Below are 22,779 nucleotides of genomic sequence, written 5' to 3'. Positions count from 1 at the left end.
GGAGACGCCAATCCACGTGAACTAATAATTCTCCTCTGCCCCTGGAGCCCCCCTGCACCCCTGCTTGCCTTCAAGAGCAAATTTCTTATGTGAACCGTATTGATGCTTATCTAGAAAGCGTTCCAGCCAAGCGCGTAACTTTCTGTTCGTTTACGACTTATACCCCATGCCAGAAAACCAAAATTCGCCGCTGATCGTTAATAATGTTCATACTCTTCTATCGGCGAACGTCTCACTGCCACTCAAATGGAAGGGACTGAATGTAACTTACCTCTATACCGCTTTTAGCCGTTATCCGGTACACGAGCACCGTGCCATCCAGATTACAATTCCGCTGCTGACCTCCGGATTTAATGCCGTCACATTGTCGGCGACAGACAGCAGGCAAAATTCTCAAAAACTAACCTTGGAAAATGTCTTTCTTGCTCCCGCCCATCAACCGCATACCCTTTTATGGGATCAGGACACTGAACTTGTCATGTTTGATTTAGAACCCGAATTTATCGAGCGCGCGGCGGGCGAATCATTTCGCGGCAGTCAGGTTGAGATCACGGCAATCGGCGGCATTCGCGATTCTTTAATCACCCAGCTTGGTGGCGCGCTTTACGCAGAGTTTAAGAGGGCGAGCGCGATTGGCAGAATTTACGTCGAGTCACTGGCTGTTACCCTCGCCGTGCATCTAATCCGGAACTATTCCGCATCAGAACAGAATGTGCGCGAATTATCGGGCGGATTGACAGGAGCGAAACTCCGCCGAGCTGTTGAATATATTAATTCTAACCTCGATCAAAACCTCTCGCTGCAACAAATTGCCGAGACAGTCGGAATGAGTCCGTATTACTTATCCCGTGCCTTAAAGAAGTCAACCGGTTTCGCCCCGCACGCTTATCTTACTCATCAAAGAATGGAGCGCGCCAAGCAACTGCTCACCCAAACAAGGCTGCCAATCATCGATATTGCGCTCGCTGTCGGCTTTGTCAATCACAGTCATTTTTCAACGCAGTTTCGCAAACTCGTCGGCATCTCTCCAAAAGCCTATCGTGAAGGATAATATCTTTCAATTATCAGCAGATCTCAAAGAAAAAATTTTAAAAGCGCAAAAAGACAACAATTATCTCGAAAACCGAAAGCTTTGAGCGAGAAGGTTACCTAAAATACTTGTTAAAAGACGAATCTTTTGATGAAGAGGGAAACCTCCCATCGCGTCCAATGGCGACGCAAACAGCTGAGTTTGACGGCGATGTGTTGTGCGATTCGTTGTTAGCTGAATCACGGTACATAATAGCTCCTCTCGACTCAACCTTTTATCTTCGACGTTTCAAATTTGCTCAATACTGAGATAGTACAGAAGTTTCATTTAATTGCACGCTTGTTACTACTTAGAAAACAGAGCGCTTAAAAAAAGCAGCCATATAGAACCATAACCATTTACACAGCACAAAAGTTAAATTTTGGAGAATAATATGAAACAAACAATTTTAGTAGCAGGCGGAACAGGTAATCTCGGTGGACGAATCGTTAAAGCTTTGATAAAAAGAGGGGCGGAAGTACGTGTCCTTAGCCGTAACGAAATTGACCCAGTGAAAATAAAGAAACTGACCGAACTTGGTGCTGAGGTAATTACAGTGGATATGTCAGATGTTGAAGAGCTAAAAAATGCATGCCAAGGCGTATCCTGTGTTGTCTCTGCGTTGGCAGGGCTACACGATGTAATCGTAGATTCCCAAACCCTATTGCTTGATGCAGCCATAGCTGCGGGCGTACCCCGCTTCATTCCGTCCGATTTTTCATCTGACTTTACAAAAATGCCTGAAGGCGAGAACAGAAATTTTGATTTAAGGAAGCAGTTCCATAAGTATTTAGACAAATCGCCAATCGCTGCAACCTCTATACTAAATGGTGCTTTTTCAGATATATTGAGCTACAACACGCCGCTTTATAATCCAAATGATCATAGTGTCGCCTATTGGGGAGATAATCCTGACTGGAAAGTGGACTTTTCGACTATGGACAATACGGCAGATTATACTTCAGCCGCAGCGTTAGACTCCGCAACTCCAAAAATTCTACGGATTGCCAGTTTCCAGATTAGTCCAAACGAATTGATTGCTATAGGCCAAGAAGTTAAAAAGACAAATTTTAAACTTGTCCCAATGGGAAGCTTGGAAGATTTTTCTGTCTCAAACAAAAGGGAGCGGGCAGCACACTCGGAAGGAGAAAAACAGATCTATCCGCATTGGCAAGCTAGCCAGTATTTGTATAGTATGTTTAGCGTCCAAAATAAACCGCTGGATAATGAGCGGTATCCTGATTTCCAGTGGACAAGCGCTATTGATGTAATTTCAAAAATCTAACGTACAACCATAGTGTTTCAACTCCTGTAAACGGTTACTATGAAACTGACGGAGAACGCCCCCGTCAGTTGTTTTTTAATAACAATGTTTACTACAAACCTGTTTCAAACCCTTCAAGACATTTAAAAAGTGTCCAAGAATTTTGCAACAGTATGCACATCCTTGTCACCACGTCCAGAAAAATTGATGACAATTTTAGGAGAACCAGTCAGTTGTGGACAAAGAGTTTCCAACAAAGCGATCGCATGAGAAGTCTCCAGTGCTGGAATAATCCCCTCCAGTAGTGATACACGTTTAAACGCCTCCAACGCCTGCGCGTCACTCACGCTGTAATATTCAGCACGTTGAACATCTTTCAAATAACTATGTTCCGGACCAACCCCAGGATAATCTAACCCAGCACTGATAGAGTGTGCTTCTGTTATTTGACCATCCTCATCTTGCAGAACATAACTCATTGCGCCGTGCAAAACACCGACTCTGCCAAGTGTCAAAGTTGCCGCGTGTTTTTCAGTATTAATTCCTTCACCCGCCGCCTCAACTCCAATTAAGCGTACAGATGGTTCATTGACAAATTCATGGAAAAGCCCAATTGCATTAGAACCTCCGCCAACACAAGCAAGCAGAATATCTGGTAATCCACCCCATTTTTCTTGAGACTGGCTGCGAGTTTCTTTACCAATGATTGCTTGAAAGTCTCGCACGATCATCGGGTAGGGATGAGGGCCTGCAACAGAACCTAAAATGTAATGGGTGGTTTCCACATTTGTCACCCAATCCCGAATCGCTTCTGATGTTGCATCCTTCAGGGTTCCTGTTCCTGCTTCTACTGGACGAACTTCTGCTCCCATCAAGCGCATCCGAAACACATTCAAGGCTTGTCGTTCCATATCATGGACGCCCATGTATATCATGCATTTTAAGCCAAAACGGGCACAGACTGTAGCGGTTGCAACACCATGTTGACCTGCTCCAGTTTCAGCTATGATCCGCTGTTTGCCCATGCGTTTGGCGAGTAATACCTGAGCTAAGGCGTTATTAATTTTATGTGCGCCTGTATGGTTTAAGTCTTCTCTTTTTAAGTAAATTTGCGGTCCGGTTCCATCTGGTTTGGTGTAGTGTGCTGTCAGGCGTTCGGCAAGGTATAGGGGGGTAGCACGTCCTACGTAGTCGCGTAGTAGTCCCTGTAGTTCATTCTGAAAATCTGGATCATTGCGATATTTTTGATACGCTGCTTCTAATTCACTCAGTGCAGGCATTAATGTTTCGGGTACATACTTGCCCCCAAATTGACCAAATCTGCCTAATGCATCGGGTTGCTGAGTTGTTCTAGGTGTATCTGCTAACATGGAATCTCCTGATTTTGAAATTTGGAATTGAATTTTTAGGACTTACGCTAAAACTATCAAAAAGTTCAATTAATTTCACTACAGCAGGTACAGAGAAGATAAGAAAATGCGTAAGTCCGAAATTGTTAATTTTTAATTCCCGCAGTCGGGGTAATTGCTGCTTTCAAATCGCCACAGAAATCTTTAATCGCCCGCAGCCCTTTATCTGGAGTCGTTTCTGCCAAGCGTTGCACAAAGGCGCTTCCCACAATCACTCCATCTGCGCCCCAGTCTTTAATCTGATGAGCTTGTTCTGGGGTAGAAATACCAAAACCAACAGAAATTGGCTTGTTGGTGACACTGCGGATTTCATGGAGTACATCTTTCACGCGCGTTTGCACTTGGGAGCGTACACCTGTTACACCTGTGACACTCACTAGGTAAATAAATCCACGAGATTGGCGGGCGATCGCCTCAATCCGCTCTTTTGAACTGTTAGGTGTCACTAACAATGTGACTTCTACTCCTACACTATCAGCAGACTTCAACACATCATCTGCTTCTTCCAAGGGTAAATCAGGTACGACTAACCCCTTGATTCCAGAATCAGCAACTTGCTTGAGGAACTGCTGAATGCCCAGACTTAAAATGGGGTTGTAGTAGGTAAAGAGGATGATGGGCGATCGCAAACTACGAGTAGCTGACTGCGCCATTTCTAAAACATGAGCTAGTCGAGTTCCCCCCTTGAGGGCGCGAGTAGCAGCCGCTTGAATGATAGGTCCATCCGCCAATGGATCAGAATAGGGAACTCCCAATTCAATAAAATCAGCACCATTAGCATCCAAAATTCCTAGGGCTTCGGCTGTCGTTTCCAAATCAGGATCGCCAGCTGTAATAAAAGGGATTAAAGCACATTGATTTTTTGTGCGCAAAGATTCAAAGTGTTCAGAGATAGAAGTCATCTTAATGAATTACCGAAAGCGAACAATAAATTAATAGGGCAAAAGGAGAATGAAAAATGCAAACCTCATTTACATTCTTAATTCCTTGACAGCTTGCTCTAAATCAGCTTGCTTGACTAAAGATTCTCCGATCAATACAGCTTTAGCTCCCGCCTGGGCGACAAAAGCTAAATCAGAAGATGTGTACAAACCAGACTCACTCACGACTGTTATATCTAAATCACTTAACTTTTGTTGACGTTCTACCAAAAGGCGTTTCGTCGTTTCGATGTCAAGAGTAAAGTCTTCCAAATTGCGGTTGTTAATTCCGACAAGCTGCACATTTGATAATGCCAGTACTCGGTCAAGTTCAGTCAAGGTGTGCACTTCCACCAATGGAGTCATGCCCAAATCCTGAATAATGTGCAGAAAATCTTGCAGCGTTTCGTCGCTTAAAATCGCAGCAATGAGGAGCACTGCATCTGCACCATTGACTCGTGCCAGATAAATTTGGTAAGGATCTATAACAAACTCTTTGCAAAGTAGCGGCAATCCTACATTATTTCTAATAAGTTGCAAATTCTTAAAACCGCCTTGAAAAAATTTCTCGTCAGTTAAGACAGAAATACAAGTAGCACCGCCTCGCTCATATGCTTGGGCAATTTTTACAGGTTCAAAATCAGCACGAATCACTCCTTTACTTGGTGAAGCTTTCTTAACCTCGGCAATAATGCTGGGAGGAGTAGAATTTTGCCGTATGGCATTCAAGAAATTTCGTACAGGGGGAGCAAGACTGATCTGATGTTTTAACTCGGTTATTGGCAGTTGCTCTTTCATGAGGGCAACTTCTTGCTGTTTATGCTCAACAATTTCTTCGAGAATATGGCGTGGTTTGGTAGACGCAGTTGCTTGAGTTGGTTGATGGTGATAATTTAGCATCTTTTTATAGTGGTTATTAGTTCAAGAAAGGGAGAGTTAACCCAAAATTTTTAACCTCACCCTGCCCTGTCGGGCATCCCTCACGCCAGGTGCTACAACGGGGGGAACCCCCGCAACGCACTGGCTCTCCTTATTAAGGAGAGGGAAAGATTTTAGCGTAGCTAAAGGCGAGGGTGAGGTGAAAAGCGATCCGGTGTGTAGACGGTAGGCTACAACCAGAAAGGGTTACAACAGAGGTGATTATGCAATGGCTGAGGAGGGAATTGTAGCCATGAATTCACGGACTACATTTTTAACAATTGTTAAACCTATTCCTCCTGCCAAAGTCATGATGGATTCTGGATGGAACTGAACGGCGGCAATTGGTAATGTGCGATGCTCAATGCCCATAATCACACCATCTGCAGACATGGCGGTCACTTTGAGTTCTGCGGGTAGGCTTTCCGGCAGTGCATACAGCGAGTGATATCTACCAACTTCAAACGATTGTGGTAGACCTTTGAAGGTAACAGAATCTGGATCAACAACAGATACCATAGATACTTTACCATGCTGGGGATAATCCAGAACTCCCAGTGTTCCACCGTGTGCCTCGACTATTCCTTGTAAGCCCAAGCACACACCAAATATGGGAATTTGCCGTTTTTTGCAGGCTGCGATCGTCTCTGCTACACGAAAATCACTTGGTTTTCCAGGACCAGGAGATAATACAACCAAGTCAGGTTTTTCTGTATCAAAAACTGATTCTGCAAAACCATGCCGTAGTGTTGTGACTGTGGCACCAGTTTGACGAATGTAATTTGCTAGAGTATGAAGAAATGAGTCTTCATAGTCAACTAACAAGACACGCTTGCCCACCCCTGGATTTGCTTCTTGAATGTCAAGACCTGACAAACTTGACAAATCTCCACTCTTGTGTTCAACGACGCGAAGTGTTTGGAATAACGCACTCGCTTTAGTAATAGTTTCTTGAGCCTCCGCTTCTGGCTCTGAGTCATAAAGAACTGTAGCACCAACTCGCACCTGTGCAACTGAGTCCTTCAGTCGGATAGTTCTTAAAATCAGACCAGTATTCAAGTTGCCTTTAAAACTTAAGCCTCCAACGGCTCCACCATACCAACGTCTGGGACTGCGCTCATTTTGTTCGAGAAACTGCATGGCTGAGCGTTTTGGTGCTCCTGTGACTGTGACTGCCCACAGATGCGTCAGGAATGCATCCAAAGCATCAGCTTCTGGTTGCAGCACGCCTTCCACATGGTCTACTGTATGGATAAGATGGCTGTACAATTCAATTTGGCGACGACCAATGACTCGCACAGAACCTGGCTCACAAATCCGCGATTTGTCGTTGCGGTCTACGTCGGTACACATGGTGAGTTCGGATTCATCCTTACGCGAGTTCAGCAGCTTCTGGATTTGCGCTGCATCATCAATCGCAGTTTCACCGCGACGGATTGTACCACTGATTGGGCAAGTTTCAACACGTCTGCCGTCAACACGCACAAACATTTCTGGAGATGCACCAATCAGATATTCTCCACCTAAATTAAAGATGAATCCATAGGGACTGGGATTAATCTCCTTGAGAGTGCGGAAAAGTTCGGTTGGGGATTTTTCGCAGGTTTGATAGAAGCTTTGACTGGGAACAACTTCAAATAAATCGCCGCGACGGAAGTAATCGAGGGCTTTGATGACTTGTTGTTCATATTCACCTGGTGCATGGTCAGATCCTTGAGTCACACTTAAACGTTGACCTCGGTAATCTATAACTTCACCAGTGCGAGGTAAATCCCGAGTGCTACCATTCTTAGTGACGAAATCATACTGCACTCTGAATGCCTGTTGGAGGTGGTAGTCAACAACTAACAATTCATCAGGTAGATATAGTACCAAATCTCTTTGGTCTGCTGAACGTTCGAGGTGCTTTGGCATTTGCTCAAACTGGAAAACTAAGTCATAGCCAAATGCACCATAAAGTCCCAAGTTTTCATCTACCGGACTGTGGAAGACAGATAATATCTCGCGAACAACACTGAAAACAGATGGTTGTCTGCTGCGTTCTTCTTCTGAGAAGAGACGTTCAGTTGGTTTGACAGAGCCGATAATACGCTTGTTCTCTTTACTAACAGCTTGAAGATATGGTTGATCCAACAGGCAGTCTGCCACATAATCTAGCAGTATCTTGCCTCGCTCATTATGAGCCGTAATGGTAAAAGTGTTATCACAGGTAACAAGTTCTAAAGGTGGATTAACAAAACCGATCGCCCATCGTTTGTAGCGCCCTGGGTATTCGTAGCTACTTGCCAGCAAGCCTCCGCGTTGGGAATCGAGACGCATCAAAACCTCATCAATTGCTGAATCTATCGAAGTTTGAGTCACGGAGCGCGATACGAAGATTCCACCTTTAGTTGTGTAAGACTGTGTGTCAAAAGACATAGATATGACCCTCTTAAAGCTGACTAAAAAAATCCTCACCAGGATAGTTTGGCGACTTGGTGACAAAGTTGAGTGCAGGACACTGGTTAAAATCTAACGTTGACTATCATGTTTCTCTGAGTGATTGTTGCTTGACAACAACGGCCTGATCTTAGATAGATGTAATTTAATTTGACTTATGCAGTTTCGAGAAAGAAATGATTTTGGAGCGTTTAGGATGAAAATATGTACTGCTCCTATTGTCATCTCTGGTATCTACAAAAGATTGGTTAGAAATTCAGCGGTTTTGTCAAGTTGTTGTCGGTATAAGATTTCTTAAAATTTAACAGCAGTGTCAATTATAGTTTTGGAATTAGAAAATCGGAGCAAATTAGAGTGTGCGTATTTTCGTACTGTATTTCTAGTCAAACTGAGAGAATAATACGCACACATGATTGCCTTAACCAAATAATTTCAGAATGATTAAAGAATCTGAGGTAGGCAAATCGCTGAGTCATTGGTGTAAACATGATATTACCTACCCTTGAGAAACCACTCTTGATTGATCAACTTAGACACCCGCAGTCGAATGAGTTTTGGTAGCAAATGGTGTAGTTGTGAAGGCAGACTTTGTTCCACGTCCGAAGAATTGGGCAAGGGGAGCAAGTTCTTGCATAAGTTCCACAAAATCCGGTGGTGTCAGAGATTGAGGACCATCTGATAGTGCTTTGGAGGGGTTGGGGTGAACCTCAATCATCAAGGAATCTGTACCAGCTGCTATAGCTGCCTTTGCCATTGTTGGTACAAACCTAGAGTAGCCGGTGGCATGACTGGGGTCAATCATAATTGGCAAATGGGTCAGTCCACGCAATACAGGTACCACAGATAGGTCTAGAATATTCCTTGTATATTGCTTGTCAAAGCTGCGAATTCCGCGTTCACACAAAATCACATTTGGATTACCAGCAGCCAGAATGTATTCAGCAGCCATCAACCATTCTTCAATTGTCGCAGACAGCCCCCGCTTGAGCAGAATTGGTTTACCAGTAGCGCCTGCTTTCTTCAGTAAGGAGAAGTTCTGCATATTGCGGGCACCAATTTGCACCACATCTGCAACTTCTGCAACTTTGTCTAAGTCGGCTGTATCCATCACTTCTGTGATAATCCCCAGTCCGGTGACTTCGCGGGCTGTTGCTAACAGGGATAGAGCGCTTTCGCCATGTCCTTGGAAAGCATAAGGTGAACTACGAGGTTTGTACGCTCCTCCCCGGAGAAACTGTGCACCTGTAGCTTTTACGAGTTGTGCTGTTTCCACAATCATTTCTTCGTTTTCGACTGAACAAGGTCCAGCGACTACAATTAAAGGATGATTTTGACCAAAAGTGACTGGACCATTGGGAGTTGGGACAACGACTTCGCTTGGTTCGCCATAGCGATATTCTAACGAAACCCGTTTGAAAGGCTGTTTCACGCGAATCACCTGTTCGATAAATGGGCTGATTTGTTGGACGTGTTCAGGAGAAATAACACTTGTATCACCGACTAAGCCAATGACAACTTTGTCTTTACCAATAACTTTTTCGGTTGTTACGGAATACTGATGCAGTTCTTGAATGATTCTTTCAATTTCAGATGCGGGAGTTTGGGATTTGATGACGACAATCATTTTCTTTACCTCATGAAATAGTTTTGGTTTTGGTTTGTGTCTTTGTCCGCCGTAAGTTTGTTTGGCGTCTTGGACTCGTTTTTTCGCTTCTGCATTTTGATAGGGATAGGGGTTGAAGGTTTATGCATTCCTCTGGTGAAAATTAAACTAGTTTTATCGCCAACGATGAAAAAAGGGTGAGGATTCGCGACAGACGCGAGCGTAACGAGAGCCATAAGCGCTCGACTGCGTCTTGTAGCCGGGAACGCGAGCGAACGCGAGTGCAAACAGATGGTGACACAAAAATGCGCAAGTTGTTCAGGACTTACGCAAAGGTAACGTATTTTTGTCATTGCGAGCGTATCTGCTCATTTTTCCTAACTCATTCCAAAATGGGCGAACCCGGAGTCATAAATTAGACAAGCCAGATTCTCATAAAAAAACTTGCAGACTAAGTTATCTGATGCTGGCGATCGCCTCTACCTCTACAAGCGTCTCTGGGGATGCCAAGGAAGCTACACCAATTCCAGTGACTGCGGGTCGAGATTCTCCTAAAAAATTGGAAAAGATCGGCGCAAGCACCTCCATATAATCACCAAGTTCGCCACGAATGTAAATTCGGACTTGTAACAACTGCTCAATGGAAGAGCCGGCTTCCTCCAGGGCAATCTTAAGGTTATCTAGTGATTTTTTAAATTGTCCTTCTACAGTCTGTTCGGTGGTGCTGTACTGATGATTCCAATCAACCTGACCCGATACAAACACCAAACCAGATTTTGTATCGACTGTTGCCTGAGACATCCCAGAAGGAGCGCCATCGTATAACGCTGCCGGGTTAATTAGTTTTTTAGACATGCAGTTCTCCCACAGAAATTAGGAATTTTGACATTCGATAGAGGCAAGAAAGTCTCGGAACACTGCTTCAGCAAAGGACGGTGCTGTCTGTATTGGATTCTCCTGTTTCTATCTATTTAAAGTGTATTGAGTTCCAATGCTTGACTGCTTTCAAATTCTTACAATAATTTGTCAGATTCTTATGGTATTAGCGAACTTGTTTCGGTGTCATTCCAGTGAGGCGCTTAAACTGTTGTGTCAAATGACTTTGACTGGAGAAACCCACTTGTAATGCAATGTCCGCGATCGCCAAATCAGTTTTCGACAGCAGCGATTTCGCCCGTTCCACTCGCTGTTGAATTACGTACTGATGCGGAGAAATCCCTGTAGCGCGTTTGAACAAACTGGCAAAATAAGTGGGACTGATATTGATGACTTCTGCAATTTCAGCTAGTGATAAATCTCGGTTAAGGTGAGTGTGAATATAGTCAATTGCTTGCTGTAATTGAGCGTGAGTTAAGCTTCTGTTCTCGGATGTGATGATTTGTGCAGACTTAGAATAGTGTCGTAACAGATGAATGACTAACACTTGGGTCAATGATTCGACATACAATTGACCCATCATGCCATCTGAACACAACTCAGCTAACAGCAGCATGGCGATATGTTGAAGATGCAAGTCCTGCTTACAGAAATGGTTCACGAGATCGAGGCGCTCTGTATCCATTTCAGACGCTTGGGTAACTTGTTCAACCAACTCCGGCTGTAAGTGAATATGTAGTTCTGTCTGGGATGACTTACTGTTTTGACAACGCCAGTAGCCTGATTGTCCCGCAGGAACCAAGAGGCTGTCACCTTTCTGAAAGATTGATTCACGCAGGCGATCGTCAAACTTCCAATGCAAATGGCCGGGATGTCCGGGTAAGATAAGCCAATGAGTTGACAGGGCAGAAAGTTCTTTTTCGGCTGGAGCTGGAAGATTCTGATACTGCTCAACCAAGATGCCATTCCAGCCCATTTGCCGACTGGACAACATGAGAGTTTTATTATTCAACCGTTGGTTGAGTTCGCTCGATTTAGGAAGGTTCCCTGTCACAGATTTTGTTGTCAGCATTTATATCAGCATTTAACTTATACCATTTTCATATGAAGATGCATAGAAATAACCCCATCGCCGTTTACTGCCCTCCCCGCAGGTTTGCGGAGGTTTGGAGGGGTCAAAATAATGTACAGCCTCGGGCAAGCGTTGCAACTGGTGAATCGCAGTAGTGGTAATAGCTTTATCGCTGATATCCCCAATGCTCAACTGCGCCTACCCTCGGGTAAGCGACAGATCCCCGACAACTTCTACGAAGTCGGGGATCTTGTTTATCACGAATATTTAGGATTGCTATAGAAAAGAATATGTCCCGTTAAGCTTGCGCTATAACGGGACACAATGTCACAGACTTAAGCATTAAGTTCGGCAATTCCCACAGGACAAGCAACATTTGTCCCGCCTAATCCGCAATAGCCATTGGGGTTTTTCGCCAGGTACTGCTGATGGTATTCCTCGGCATAGTAAAATTCAGGAGCATCCAGAATTTCAGTGGTAATTTTCCCGTAATCTGAAGCACTGAGAGCTTTCTGATAAGCTTGTTGTGATGCTTCTGCTAGCTTTCTTTGATTTTCAGAATACACGTAAATTCCTGAACGGTACTGAGTACCCACGTCGTTACCCTGACGCATTCCTTGAGTGGGGTTGTGGTTTTCCCAGAAGACTTTTAGTAACTCAGAATAACTAATGACTTTTGGATCAAAGACGACTTGTACCACTTCATTGTGACCTGTGCGTCCAGAACACACTTCTTTATAAGTCGGGTTAGGAGTGACACCAGCAGCATAACCAACTGCTGTGCTGTAAACTCCTTCTAGCTGCCAGAATTTGCGTTCTGCACCCCAAAAGCACCCCATGCCAAACGTTGCAATTTCCATTCCTTCTGGAAATGGTGGCTTGAGGGGATGACCGTTAACATAGTGACGATCCGGTACTGGCATTTTTTCTGCTCGTCCTGGCAAAGCTTCTTCAGGAGTGGGCAGGCTTAACTTTTTACCAAATCCAAATAACACCATTGATTTTTACTCTGGGTTTTTATGAGAGTATTCTTTACCTTACTTAATATTGTACAGATACTCGTTGTAGTAAGGAGCCAGTGTGGTGGGCGGGTTTCCCGACTTGTAGCACCTGGCGTGCTGCTAGATTTTTTCGTGTTAGACTCGGTCATCGTATGGCGGACTCTTGAATTCCGCCGAAATGCGTTAAACAACGGCAGGATCAGAAACAACTGAAACACAAGCATGTACCAAAGGTAGCAAAGGACCAAGTTGTTCTTGCCCATTAACCGCTAAATCGCTATGACATAAATAGACTCTCTGGGACACGCGAGCAAGTAAATCTGCCAGAATTGTTCGCAGTCTTTGTTCTTCTGCCGATTTTTCATCTTCTACTGTCCAAGGTTCGCCCAACCTTTCTTGGAGGAAGAATGGTGCACCGAATAAAGTTGCCGCACCGCCTTTTGCCCACAAAGGCGAACCTGTATCCAGCCAGAACTGCCAACGGTGAGATCGTCTAGAAGAGCGATATTGGAAGATGGTAGCCAATGCGACAGCGTTTGATTTCGGCCCGATGGGATGAACCGGGTAGGGATTAGCGGTAATGGTACCACGCCGCAGTAGTTGGATAAATTCGCCAATTGTTGAGTGAGGTGAAGTGCCCGAACCTTGAGTTTCCTCTTTTAATGGGGGAGAAACAAAAGGGGTTCGTTGCAATCTCGTATCAATTTCCCAGTAGTGCTGTGCAGTTTCTAATAGTTCGCGCAGTGCTGCTAATTGGTCGTAGGGGAGATTGTTGCCATTCCACAAGAAACGCTGAATTGCCCTATCTAAAAGAGAAATGGGAGTAGGAATCAACCGCAGTTCCTGTTGTGTTTTTTGGTTTTCTAACCACTGCAATATATTACCATAAGCCGTGGTGGCGGCGTAGCCCAGCCGATCCCAGCGGTCAAACGCCGTGACGGGCAGCAATTTGGGTTCTTCTGGATGGGGTACAAAGCAGTAGTCTGCTATCAAGCCAGCCCGGACGGGATCAATGTGGGGAAATGAGGGGGATGAGGAAACCAGAGAGTGAGGGTTTTGTTCTTTTTCTTTCTCTCCTCTAATGACAGAGACTCCCCTGCTTAAGACAACCAACATCTCTGCCACAGCATCCCGATCCACTAAGCGTCCTAAGCCGGGATAAACTAAGGCAAGGACGGTCAGCAATCCTCTGATGATCGGCGAACTTATCAAGGGGCGTTGGTCGTTGAGAGGTTGGACTTGGATGTTTTGCTTGGTGAGGATTTCTGTGAGGGTGTAACGGGCGATCGCATCTAAACCCGGCGCAATGATCGCCACTTCGTTTGGCTGTATGTGTCTGTCTTTAACAGCTTTAACAATCACCTCTGCTGTTTGCCGCAATAATTGGGCGCGGGAGATGGTTTGAATAGATTGCACTGCTGCTGGTAAGCTTAAAGGAATGATCTGTTCTGTTATCAGCTCCAGCATCGGTATCGTGCTAGCTTCTCCAATTGATAAAAAGGGAGGCTGAGTCAAAATTTCTTGCCGACAATGTGCTGATAATCCTTCTAAATAGTTGGGGTCAGCTCCTAGTCCCAAACGCACTACACTATCAGGATTGTAGCTAAATGCCCCCACTGCACCGCTATTTAGAAGCAACTCAAACAGGTGGCGTGATAGGGCGGGATAATCTTGGATGTCATCAGCCAGGACTGCTTGATACCGTTTGGTAAGCTGTTGCTGATAAATTGGGTTTGGTAAGAGGTCTTTGCCGTAAACTTCGGTCATGATTCCATAGGTGAGGAATCCTCTGTCTAGACACCAGTTACGCCAATTGAGTAGCAAAGATATAATGAGTTCAGGTTCTAGGTTTGTACTATTTTCTTGCTGAGCGATAGCGCTGAGCAAAACATCATCAATTTTCTCACACGCTATGCCACTGTAAGCCCCTAGTTGCAATAAATCCAAAATACGACGTACTAATCGGTACTCCGGATCTCCCGCGCGACGCAAAGTTTCCTCGTCCAATTGCGGACGCCAAAGCTTGGTTGCTAGTTCTTGTTCAGTTTCTGGACGCAGCCGTACCGGAAATTGCGCCTTTAACTTCAATAATTGAATCAGCAAAGGCCAAAACAAAGTCACTTCATCCTGAATAAAACCCAAGGGCGTCTTGCAACGTACTGGATATTTTCCCGCAGTTGCTCTAACAATTCTATCCGCTAAATCCCGGCGATTTTCGTCATTGGCAGCCAAAATTAAGACTCCTGGTTCTGTTTGATGAAGATACAAGCGTCTTGGTATATTCTCGCTATTTTTTTCACCTTTGTTTTTCGTATAATATGACTCTTTGCTACTCGTTTCACTCAACACCCAATTACAAAACTCCTTTACCAAGCGAGCAGTCTTACCACTCCGGCTAGATCCTGTTACCCAAAGGGAATCCCAAATCATAAACCATCTCCTTAGAGATTTTTTCAGACACTTCGTACGTTAACTTAAGTTTAAGAGTCATAAAACAATGCTGGATTATTCCCAACAATGATTAGTTCTGTTTTTCGCCAAAAAATATACCCTTTTCTTGTAGCATCTTACAGATGGTACTTACGGACATCAGAGCGTTCTCTAGATGAGGCTTACAAAGCGGCATTACAGATTAAAGCAATAGAAGATGAATATTTCAATGGTAATCAAATAGACTTTGGCTCAAATAAGTACAGCGGTAGTGTCATGGATTATTTTGAGTCAGAGCTAAAAAAACAATTAAAAATTGTCCGAATGCGGCTAACAGAGTTTAAGGCAAGCCGTTTTTTTCAGAGTGAATCTAATCAAAAAGTGGCAAAGGAATTCGCCATAGAGTATCCACAGCCTGCTTTGATTTTAGAAAAACTCAAATTCATTGATGAAGTCACAGCAAAATACACCAGATTGGATGAATTACATTCCAATCATCCAATCAATCGAGAAAAGAGTTTAACAAGAGTAGACCCCTCGACTAATCAATTAAAACAAAACAATTTATCAATTCAGAGATTAGATAATAAAACACCCCAAAGTAAGACAGATACGATTGGGGTGTTACCGCGTTCGATTTTTAGTACTTTTTCTCGCCTGCAAGTTGAATTAGATCCCAACGCGGAACAAGATGTTGTTAAAAATTTCCGTAATACACAAAGAAGAACAATAATATCTGTCAGATTCCTCCTTCTGCTCATCATAGTTCCTATTTTGACTCATCAATTGTCAAAAGCTCTGGTTGTTGGACCTATTGTTGACCGTTATTTGGAGAAAAATTCTGCTGAGGAAACTGCCATATTCCTGAATTATGAAATGGAAGAAGAAGCTCTAGAAGAGCTAGAAAGATTTGAAGAGAGAATCAAATTTGATAACTTGCTGAGCAATACTGAACCACTATCCCTTGAGCAGATAGAAAATCAGATAAAAACAAAGGCTCATGAGATTGCTGAAGGATTTCGTGGTAGCAGTTCAAATGCTATTAAAAATGTTTTTGCCGATATATTGTCTGTCATTACGTTTACCTGGTTGTTGCTTATTAGCAAAAAAGAGATTGCGGTACTAAAAGACTTTTTCGACCATATTGTCTACGGTCTCAGTGACAGTGCCAAGGCATTTATTATCATTTTGTTTACCGATATCTTTGTTGGTTTCCACTCTCCTCATGGATGGGAAGTTATTCTAGAAGGTATTTCGCGCCATTGGGGATTACCAGCAAATCACGATTTCATATTCCTATTTATTGCTACATTTCCAGTAATTTTAGATACTATATTCAAATACTGGATCTTCCGTTATTTGAATCGTATATCACCTTCTGCTGTTGCTACATATCACAATATGAACGAGTGAGATAGCAGTCTTAAAGGATTTGTGAAAAAACAAGATGTCCGACTTCGTAAGAGTTGTCGGACATCTGATCTCAATTCCCCTATAAATGAATTCGTGGGGTTAAATGCCTGACAATTGACAGTTGATAACTGATAATTGAATGGTCATCAGTGGTTAGGGGTAAGATGGAAGCCATTTTCGTCACACCCCACGCTTGCCTATCGTTGCTTAAAGATACGCCCTATGGCACGCACTTTAGAAAAAATTATGAAAAAGACATTTGTCCCAATGGGGCAAAGTGGGCTAATCTTACGAGCGATAAGCCGGAGGCTTGACGCTACGCGTATCGCCATCAGCCTCCCTATAGCTCCTATAATTCTGTTATTACTTATGCAACCTTTGGGGCATTTAGCACTGAGTCCGCCGGAATGTCGGGTGACAAAATGGCAACTACCAGTATCCTCTCAAACTCAATTACAGGACACAATTGTTCAACAACAAACAGCGCCACCTCCATTAGTACCCATTCAGAAGTCACCGTTTCCTTGTTGTGAGGGCGATAGTTCTTGTCTCGATAATCAATTATGGGGCGAAAACGGTCAATCACCAGATAAAAAAGCTTTGTTGACGTCTGTAGATCGGAGTTTACAGTACCTTTTTTCTAGCGATGCTGCGGCGGCGTATCAACAGTATCAGGTGGTGGGAATGACACGCGACCACGTGATCAAAAGTTTGCAAAGATTCCGGGAGTTGGTCTTAAAATCTAAATCTGCTGTAGAACTTAATGCAGCAATAGCAAAGGAATTTGTTTTTTACCAGTCAGTGGGGGGAGACAAAAAAGGCTCGGTGCTGTTTACAGCATACTATGAACCAGTTTATACTGCTAGTCGTGTTCCAACTCTAGAGTATCGCTATCCTGTTTATCGCATACCACCTGATATTAGCTCATGGCAAAAACCTCATCCCACACGCTTGGAACTAGAAGGTGCCGATGGGTTGCAAGCTTCAATTGGTAGATTGCGGGGGTTAGAGTTGTTTTGGTTTCGCGATCGCCTAGAACCCTACTTAGCCCAAATTCAAGGTTCAGCCAAACTTCAGCTTCCTGATGGCACTCAAACAACAATAGGTTATGCTGGTAACACCGCTTACAACTACAAGAGTATCGGGCGAGAACTGGCGAACGATGGTAAGTTACCGCTTGAGGGTTTGACGATGCCGAAGATCCTCAACTATTTTCAGAAGTATCCACAACAGTTAAATGTTTATATCCCTCGCGATCCCAGCTTTGTGTTTTTTCAAGAAAACCACGGTGCACCTGCCCAAGGTTCTATCAAAGTACCACTAACAGCAGAACGCTCAATTGCAACGGATAAATCGCTTATGCCTCCTGGTGCTTTGGCGTTGATTCGTGCCCCCTTCCCTTTTGTTAATTCTGTTACTAAACAAATGGAGCATCGAATTGTCAGTCGGTATGTTCTTGATCAAGATACGGGAGGTGCAATTAAAGGTGCGGGGCGAGTAGATTATTTTTTAGGTACTGGTAAGATAGCAGGCGATCGCGCTGGCGTGACTGTGAGTTATGGGCAGTTATATTATTTGTTGCTGAAATCTCATCAATAATAGTCATTATTAGTCATATTTTGTAACAAACTAAGTTCACAATAACCTCAAACTTAGATATAGTACAATACAGTTAAGATAAAATAATTTGTAAGAACAGTAACTTTTGTAGAAACGTTGGATGCAAGGTCTCTACACGTGTTAAATCTTTAAAAACAATCCTTAAGTGAACGGCATTGAGATATAGTAAAGTTTTTAGATCGTAATGGTGTCTATCCTTAACTTAACTCGATTTTATATACAGCAAAATAGAGGTGTCAATCGTCAGAAGTCACAACTAAAACAAGCTTCTTATCTGGCTTTGGGACCTAGGTTCTGTACCATGATCTGATTTCAAACTGCTGTATTTTCCTTGTTTAGCAAAAGTTTGAGATATCACGCAGACTTTATTTGTTTAGCCGTGACTTTAGTCATGGGTTTTGGAATCTCATGAAGTGTTATGTTAATATGAATCCTTCTTGAGATAGAAATTTGGAATTTTCTTTTTAAAGAAGAGTTTATACATTTTATTTCTAAAAACCAAAACACTTCATAAATTTTTATTAGTTGATTGAATGTTTTATGAGATATTAGTAATATCACGCTTATTGCTTTGTTAATTTTATAACTTGTTGGCAATAAGCACTTATTAACTTTGTGAAAATTCAAGAAAATTAAAATGATATGATGTTATATTGACTGAAATTTTGGGTAGAAATAACTTTTACTCTTGTTTGGAACTACAAAAATTTATCTGACGTCTTACGTACGTAGAATGTTAGCCACTCAACCAAAAGCTGATCGTCCTAGCCAGACAGTAAAGTGGTGCGAAAGCTAGTTTATGTTTCTCATGAATTGTGCGTAAATCGGAAATACTATCTTTTCAGTTTGTATATAAGTATATTCCTGACTCAGTGAGTCTAATATCTTATTTCACCGCAATATATGAATACGTTAATAATGGGGTTTGAAAGTGTTCCGGATATTAGTTGATGCTGATTTAATATTAGAAGCTTTGATGAATCGTAATGGCTCGGTAGGAGAAGTCAGTGAATTATTGGATAAAGTACATCCGTGGATTCAAATGTACATAACAGATATTGGTTGGCAAAAAATTTACACATATGCAAGCCGTTTGCGAAATACAAATATTGCCGAGTTAGTAGTTAATTGGCTGCAAGACAAAATCCAAGTCTGTACTATCGATCAAACTATTCTTCAACAAGCACGTTTTTCACCTCTTCAAGATTTTGAATCTGCTGTAGAACTCGTTTGCGCCAGTTATGAAAAATTGGATGCAATTGTCACCCATAACTATGACAATTTTGCTCAAGTACGAAATAAGTTTTGGATTTGGTCAGTTGCAGAATTGTGGGTGCGTGCAAACCTGGAAAGCCAACTAGGTACAACTAGATCTATTTCATAGCAATTCAAAATACCATACCGCTTCATTAAAACCGGAAAAATCTGCCAGCCTCATTACTAAGCGCGTTGGTTTAGCGCCAACGAACGCGAGTGCGTGTCCGTTCGCCGTAAGGCGTGCCGCAGGCATAGGACACTCTGGGCGCTAAGATGCCCCAAACGTAGATTTTTCGGAAAAAATGAGTATTTATACATGGGCGATTTTTCCGGAGGCTGGCAGATTTTTCATATGCCTACGGCACGCCTGACGGCTATCGTTGTGACCCAACCCTATGGGAAACCCTCTACGGGGTTTAGAGCAAGTCCTATACCTGCGCTACACTCCCTTGACGCGTTCGTCGGACTCGCGTCAAGGGAGGAGATAGAGGTATGTCTTTGGTACAGTACACAAGCAGCAGATCCAGAAATACGAAAAAACTCGCTACTAGTCCGCAAGCCAAAGAGCGATAGCTGGAAATAGCAGAGGCTTTACAAGGCAGCCATTAAGCTATTGGGGCGAATAAGTGACTACGAGTTCGTGTGCTTGTTTATAGATTCAGTGAATGAATTCAAGGCTAGCTACACAATTGGCGATAAGCCGGAGGCTTGACGCTGCGCGTATCGCATGATCTTAGCGTACGTTAACATCCATAGTGTAGTTTAAGGCACCATTACCACTATTTTGTTGGGCTACGTTAGTACCAGGACCGCTCAGTTCTACACTCACAGAAGATGATGGAGGATTGTATCGTGCTGATACTTCCACCTTGTGTTCACCAACTGATAAATAAGGTGACAAATTAACCTTAACGTTTTTATCGTTGTTAATTTGCTTGACAACTTTACCATTTACAGTAACTTCACCCGTCATTTGAGCATTTGATGTATTGATGCTCAAGATATGCGGTTGACTTAAATTCGCCGCACTTAGCTGAAGTGAGCTTTTTTGATATCCAAAGGAATCACCAAAGCTAGATTGTTGGCTAGTGAATGTTGTGGATCTGTTCATATCGCTACTCCTGTGTGTTGGAACAACAACGGAAAAATCTTCGCTACTTTCCTCGTCGTCATCGTCATAACTGTCTGTTGGAACAACAACGGAAGAATCGTGAACATTTTCGTCATCGTTGTCTGTCTGAACAATAACAGAGGAACTCCTCTGGCTGCTATGTCCGCTATTGCTGTCTGTTTGAATAATAACAGAGGAAGTTTTCTGGCTACTACGGACGAAATTTTGTGCAAAAGCTGTACTAACACTTAGAAGTACTAGACAGCTTGCAAGAATCACTAATTTACTCATGATGACATAACCAGATTGAAGTAACAGCAGGTATACAATTAGCCAATTCAATTATTTTAAAAATTGCGTCACCTGCTGATAGCTGGAGAAGATGTTAGGCGGGAAGAAAATTTTCACTTGCTATTGTAAACTCAGCAGAAGTTTCTGCGTTCACAAAAGTGATCCCTAGCTAGCAATGAAACCGAAGTTCTCGCCTGGTAGGGACTTCGGAAAGATCAGAGTTTTGATAGGAGTCGTTTAGGACTATCTTACCTGTTGGAAAAAGGTGCTCTTGGTGATTTTACGTGCACAGGAACGTTGACATCAACATTAATGTCTTTTACAGGGTCATAACCCCCCCTGCGGTTACCACCTTGAAAATTTTGATTCACAGTGCGACGTTGCTCGCAAGCACCATCATTGTTGATACAAACTTGCTTTCCTGTGCTGACAGAAGTGCTACCGCTACAACCTGGAGAACTTTGACGATTAACTCTTGTAGATTGACTTGCTTCTCTGGAAATCGCTATTTGTGTCCCAGCTGTGACACCAACACATCCTGCTGAAGCAGAGGGGGTTAAGGAAGGAATAAAGAAGGGGGATACGGCTGTTAGAGAGAAAAAGCCTAGAGAAAGTAGTTTGGATTTCATGTATGTACCCTTGGTATTATTGACAAGTTGTTGTGGTTGTTGAACTGTAAGTACTATTTGCGCTGTTAGAGCCACTGCGTACAGTGTTTGTTCGGACTACTCGTCTGCCGTTACAGTAGCTTTGTGTTGTGCGAGGATATCTCAAACTCCGCAGACGCTGATCAAGACTGTATTGTCGAATATTTCTTCTAGAATTGGGTATCCGACGAGAAGGATAGGTGGTTCTGTAAGTAGGTCTTGTGTCTCTAATTGTGATATCACCGTCTTCATCGATTGTTACCCTGCTAGTACTACCTTCGACATCAATGTCATCTGCGATCGCAATTTTCGCAGGTAGTGCAATCAGCGCTGAGAGTACCACTAGTAATGAAATAGTTTGTCTGACAGGCATGGCTTAATTCCTCTGTTCGTAAAAAACAACCGGATTTCATATAACAAATTAGGAAATCGGTCACATCTATATCAACTCCTCACCTATAACACACCACCGCACTGTGAACAGACACTTGCAATTTTCTGTAAGCTGGTGAGTTATTTGGGTTTGCTTTGTCACGTAGATCCAGCAACACCCAATGGCTTATTAGCCGGAACCGCTATATCTCGGGAGTTGAACTCATCAGAAGTTTGGCAGATGCGTAACCCAACACCAACAGCAGCTTGGGACAGCAAACTAAATACAGACTAGTACTTGAGGCTTAACGGCGGTAAGGAATATAAGATCCTCTGTTTTGTCTATTTCGTTGCAGTTGCTCGCTTTTTTGAGAAGCATACTGGTCAACACTACTGTTATCATAAGCGGCACCATTTTGGTCGATGCGCTGCTTAGCATTTTGTCTTCCAGAACGGGGGTAACCAGTTTTTTGCTGAATGCTGTATTGGTCAGCTGCCTGATTCACTCGGCTATTTTCACCACCAACTGTAGAATTTTGATTAATCTCCTGCTTGGTCACGGCTTCGCCAGCGAAAGCTACAGTTGGTATTACCATCACAGCAGCGACCAAAAGACCCAGAGTCAAGGTTTTTTTCACCATTTTTAACTACGTCCTAAATTATGAATTGATTGTGAAACAGTGGCGTTGCTTGAATAGTAAAAGAATTAACTGATACCAAAGATTGGGCAACGCCTTTTGATGACATCAATGATTAGCGATGGTACAAGCTACGACGATTGGTAGCATTTTGACGCTGGTCGTTGTTGGTCTCGCTGTATTGATCAGTGGTAGAACCATCGACAGCCGAACCATTTTGAATGGTGGTTTGACGAGCACCTTGACCTTGAGGAGTTCTGCGGGAACCACCGTAGTAGCCATAGCCATAGCCAGGGCGAGTGGTTCTTGCATTTTGTCCTTGACGGCTGTTGGTGATGGAGGTTTGAGTCACGCTACTACCGTTGACAGCAGCACCGTTTTGCTCGGTATATTGGTCAACGCTTTGGTTTTGACCTGCGAATGCAGCGG

Annotated in this window: 21 protein-coding genes; 7 read left to right on the top strand and 14 right to left on the bottom strand. The window is 43.2% G+C overall.

Translation table 11 applies throughout. The features are described from left to right. Nucleotides 1-166: 166 nt before the first annotated feature. Both DP116_RS12595 and DP116_RS12590 read left to right on the top strand, forming a co-directional pair. Nucleotides 167-1,051 (top strand): helix-turn-helix domain-containing protein, encoded by an 885-nt coding sequence (locus DP116_RS12595; RefSeq protein WP_169155515.1) that lies wholly within the window; start codon nt 167-169, stop codon nt 1,049-1,051. Nucleotides 1,052-1,463: 412 nt separating this feature from the next. After that, entirely contained in the window at nt 1,464-2,354 is an 891-nt protein-coding gene (locus DP116_RS12590) for an SDR family NAD(P)-dependent oxidoreductase (RefSeq protein ID WP_169155514.1), read from the top strand. Between the two features lie 122 nt (nt 2,355-2,476). Here the strand turns inward: DP116_RS12590 and trpB are convergent, their stop codons facing one another. The 7 genes from trpB to DP116_RS12555 form a co-directional block, all read right to left on the bottom strand. Further along, nucleotides 2,477-3,703, bottom strand: a complete 1,227-nt coding sequence (gene trpB / locus DP116_RS12585; RefSeq protein WP_169155513.1) for a tryptophan synthase subunit beta — start codon at nt 3,701-3,703, stop codon at nt 2,477-2,479. Nucleotides 3,704-3,828: 125 nt separating this feature from the next. After that, on the bottom strand, nt 3,829-4,644 hold the full coding sequence (trpA, locus tag DP116_RS12580; protein WP_169155512.1) for a tryptophan synthase subunit alpha: 816 nt from the start codon (nt 4,642-4,644) through the stop codon (nt 3,829-3,831). 69 nt (nt 4,645-4,713) lie between these two features. After that, nucleotides 4,714-5,562: an indole-3-glycerol phosphate synthase TrpC gene (gene trpC, locus DP116_RS12575; RefSeq protein WP_169155511.1), complete on the bottom strand. Its 849-nt coding sequence runs from the start codon at nt 5,560-5,562 to the stop codon at nt 4,714-4,716. 240 nt (nt 5,563-5,802) lie between these two features. After that, nucleotides 5,803-7,998 (bottom strand): anthranilate synthase, encoded by a 2,196-nt coding sequence (locus tag DP116_RS12570; protein ID WP_169155510.1) that lies wholly within the window; start codon nt 7,996-7,998, stop codon nt 5,803-5,805. A 550-nt stretch (nt 7,999-8,548) separates the two neighbouring features. After that, the gene (gene aroF, locus DP116_RS12565; protein WP_169155509.1) at nt 8,549-9,643 is read right to left on the bottom strand and encodes a 3-deoxy-7-phosphoheptulonate synthase; all 1,095 of its coding nucleotides are present in this window, start codon (nt 9,641-9,643) and stop codon (nt 8,549-8,551) included. Between the two features lie 435 nt (nt 9,644-10,078). Next, nucleotides 10,079-10,477: a RidA family protein gene (locus tag DP116_RS12560; RefSeq protein ID WP_169155508.1), complete on the bottom strand. Its 399-nt coding sequence runs from the start codon at nt 10,475-10,477 to the stop codon at nt 10,079-10,081. Nucleotides 10,478-10,664: 187 nt separating this feature from the next. Next, on the bottom strand, nt 10,665-11,570 hold the full coding sequence (locus tag DP116_RS12555) for an AraC family transcriptional regulator (RefSeq protein ID WP_169155507.1): 906 nt from the start codon (nt 11,568-11,570) through the stop codon (nt 10,665-10,667). A gap of 111 nt (nt 11,571-11,681) precedes the next feature. On the opposite strand from DP116_RS12555, the gene DP116_RS12550 reads away from it, so the two are divergent. Further along, nucleotides 11,682-11,852, top strand: coding sequence for a hypothetical protein (locus tag DP116_RS12550; protein ID WP_169155497.1), 171 nt, complete (start codon nt 11,682-11,684; stop codon nt 11,850-11,852). A 53-nt stretch (nt 11,853-11,905) separates the two neighbouring features. Here DP116_RS12550 and msrA read toward each other — a convergent pair whose 3' ends face one another. Both msrA and DP116_RS12540 read right to left on the bottom strand, forming a co-directional pair. After that, the gene (gene msrA, locus DP116_RS12545) at nt 11,906-12,568 is read right to left on the bottom strand and encodes a peptide-methionine (S)-S-oxide reductase MsrA (RefSeq protein WP_169155506.1); all 663 of its coding nucleotides are present in this window, start codon (nt 12,566-12,568) and stop codon (nt 11,906-11,908) included. 186 nt (nt 12,569-12,754) lie between these two features. After that, complete coding sequence (locus tag DP116_RS12540) at nt 12,755-15,001, bottom strand: recombinase family protein (RefSeq protein ID WP_169155505.1); 2,247 nt, start codon at nt 14,999-15,001, stop codon at nt 12,755-12,757. 87 nt (nt 15,002-15,088) lie between these two features. Here DP116_RS12540 and DP116_RS12535 point away from each other — a divergent pair, with 87 nt between their 5' ends. The 3 genes from DP116_RS12535 (at nt 15,089) to DP116_RS12525 (ending at nt 19,418) form a co-directional block, all read left to right on the top strand. Continuing rightward, a complete protein-coding gene (locus DP116_RS12535) occupies nt 15,089-16,414 on the top strand; it encodes a proton extrusion protein PcxA (protein WP_169155504.1) in 1,326 nt (441 codons plus the stop codon). Nucleotides 16,415-16,681: 267 nt separating this feature from the next. Beyond that, a complete protein-coding gene (gene mltA, locus DP116_RS12530) occupies nt 16,682-18,013 on the top strand; it encodes an MltA domain-containing protein (protein ID WP_211173240.1) in 1,332 nt (443 codons plus the stop codon). A 952-nt stretch (nt 18,014-18,965) separates the two neighbouring features. Next, nucleotides 18,966-19,418 carry a PIN domain-containing protein gene (locus tag DP116_RS12525; protein WP_169155503.1) on the top strand — a complete coding sequence of 151 codons (453 nt, stop codon included), beginning with the start codon at nt 18,966-18,968 and terminating at the stop codon, nt 19,416-19,418. A gap of 606 nt (nt 19,419-20,024) precedes the next feature. Here the strand turns inward: DP116_RS12525 and DP116_RS12515 are convergent. The 3 genes from DP116_RS12515 to DP116_RS12505 form a co-directional block, all read right to left on the bottom strand. Further along, on the bottom strand, nt 20,025-20,693 hold the full coding sequence (locus DP116_RS12515; RefSeq protein WP_211173238.1) for a hypothetical protein: 669 nt from the start codon (nt 20,691-20,693) through the stop codon (nt 20,025-20,027). Nucleotides 20,694-20,941: 248 nt separating this feature from the next. Then, nucleotides 20,942-21,322: a hypothetical protein gene (locus DP116_RS12510; protein WP_169155501.1), complete on the bottom strand. Its 381-nt coding sequence runs from the start codon at nt 21,320-21,322 to the stop codon at nt 20,942-20,944. Nucleotides 21,323-21,338: 16 nt separating this feature from the next. After that, nucleotides 21,339-21,713 carry a hypothetical protein gene (locus tag DP116_RS12505; RefSeq protein WP_169155500.1) on the bottom strand — a complete coding sequence of 125 codons (375 nt, stop codon included), beginning with the start codon at nt 21,711-21,713 and terminating at the stop codon, nt 21,339-21,341. Here DP116_RS12505 and DP116_RS28565 point away from each other — a divergent pair. Further along, nucleotides 21,699-22,007, top strand: coding sequence for a hypothetical protein (locus tag DP116_RS28565; RefSeq protein WP_211173237.1), 309 nt, complete (start codon nt 21,699-21,701; stop codon nt 22,005-22,007). The two genes, DP116_RS12505 and DP116_RS28565, sit on opposite strands and share 15 nt — an antisense overlap. Nucleotides 22,008-22,017: 10 nt before the next feature. Here DP116_RS28565 and DP116_RS12495 read toward each other — a convergent pair whose 3' ends face one another. Both DP116_RS12495 and DP116_RS12490 read right to left on the bottom strand, forming a co-directional pair. After that, a complete protein-coding gene (locus DP116_RS12495) occupies nt 22,018-22,353 on the bottom strand; it encodes a hypothetical protein (protein ID WP_169155498.1) in 336 nt (111 codons plus the stop codon). 112 nt (nt 22,354-22,465) lie between these two features. Beyond that, nucleotides 22,466-22,779: hypothetical protein (locus tag DP116_RS12490; RefSeq protein ID WP_211173236.1), on the bottom strand; the 314-nt coding region annotated here is incomplete at its 5' end.

Source organism: Brasilonema bromeliae SPC951, assembly GCF_012912135.1.
Taxonomy (GTDB): Bacteria; Cyanobacteriota; Cyanobacteriia; order Cyanobacteriales; family Nostocaceae; genus Brasilonema; species Brasilonema bromeliae.
This window is presented reverse-complemented; position numbering and strand designations above follow the sequence as displayed.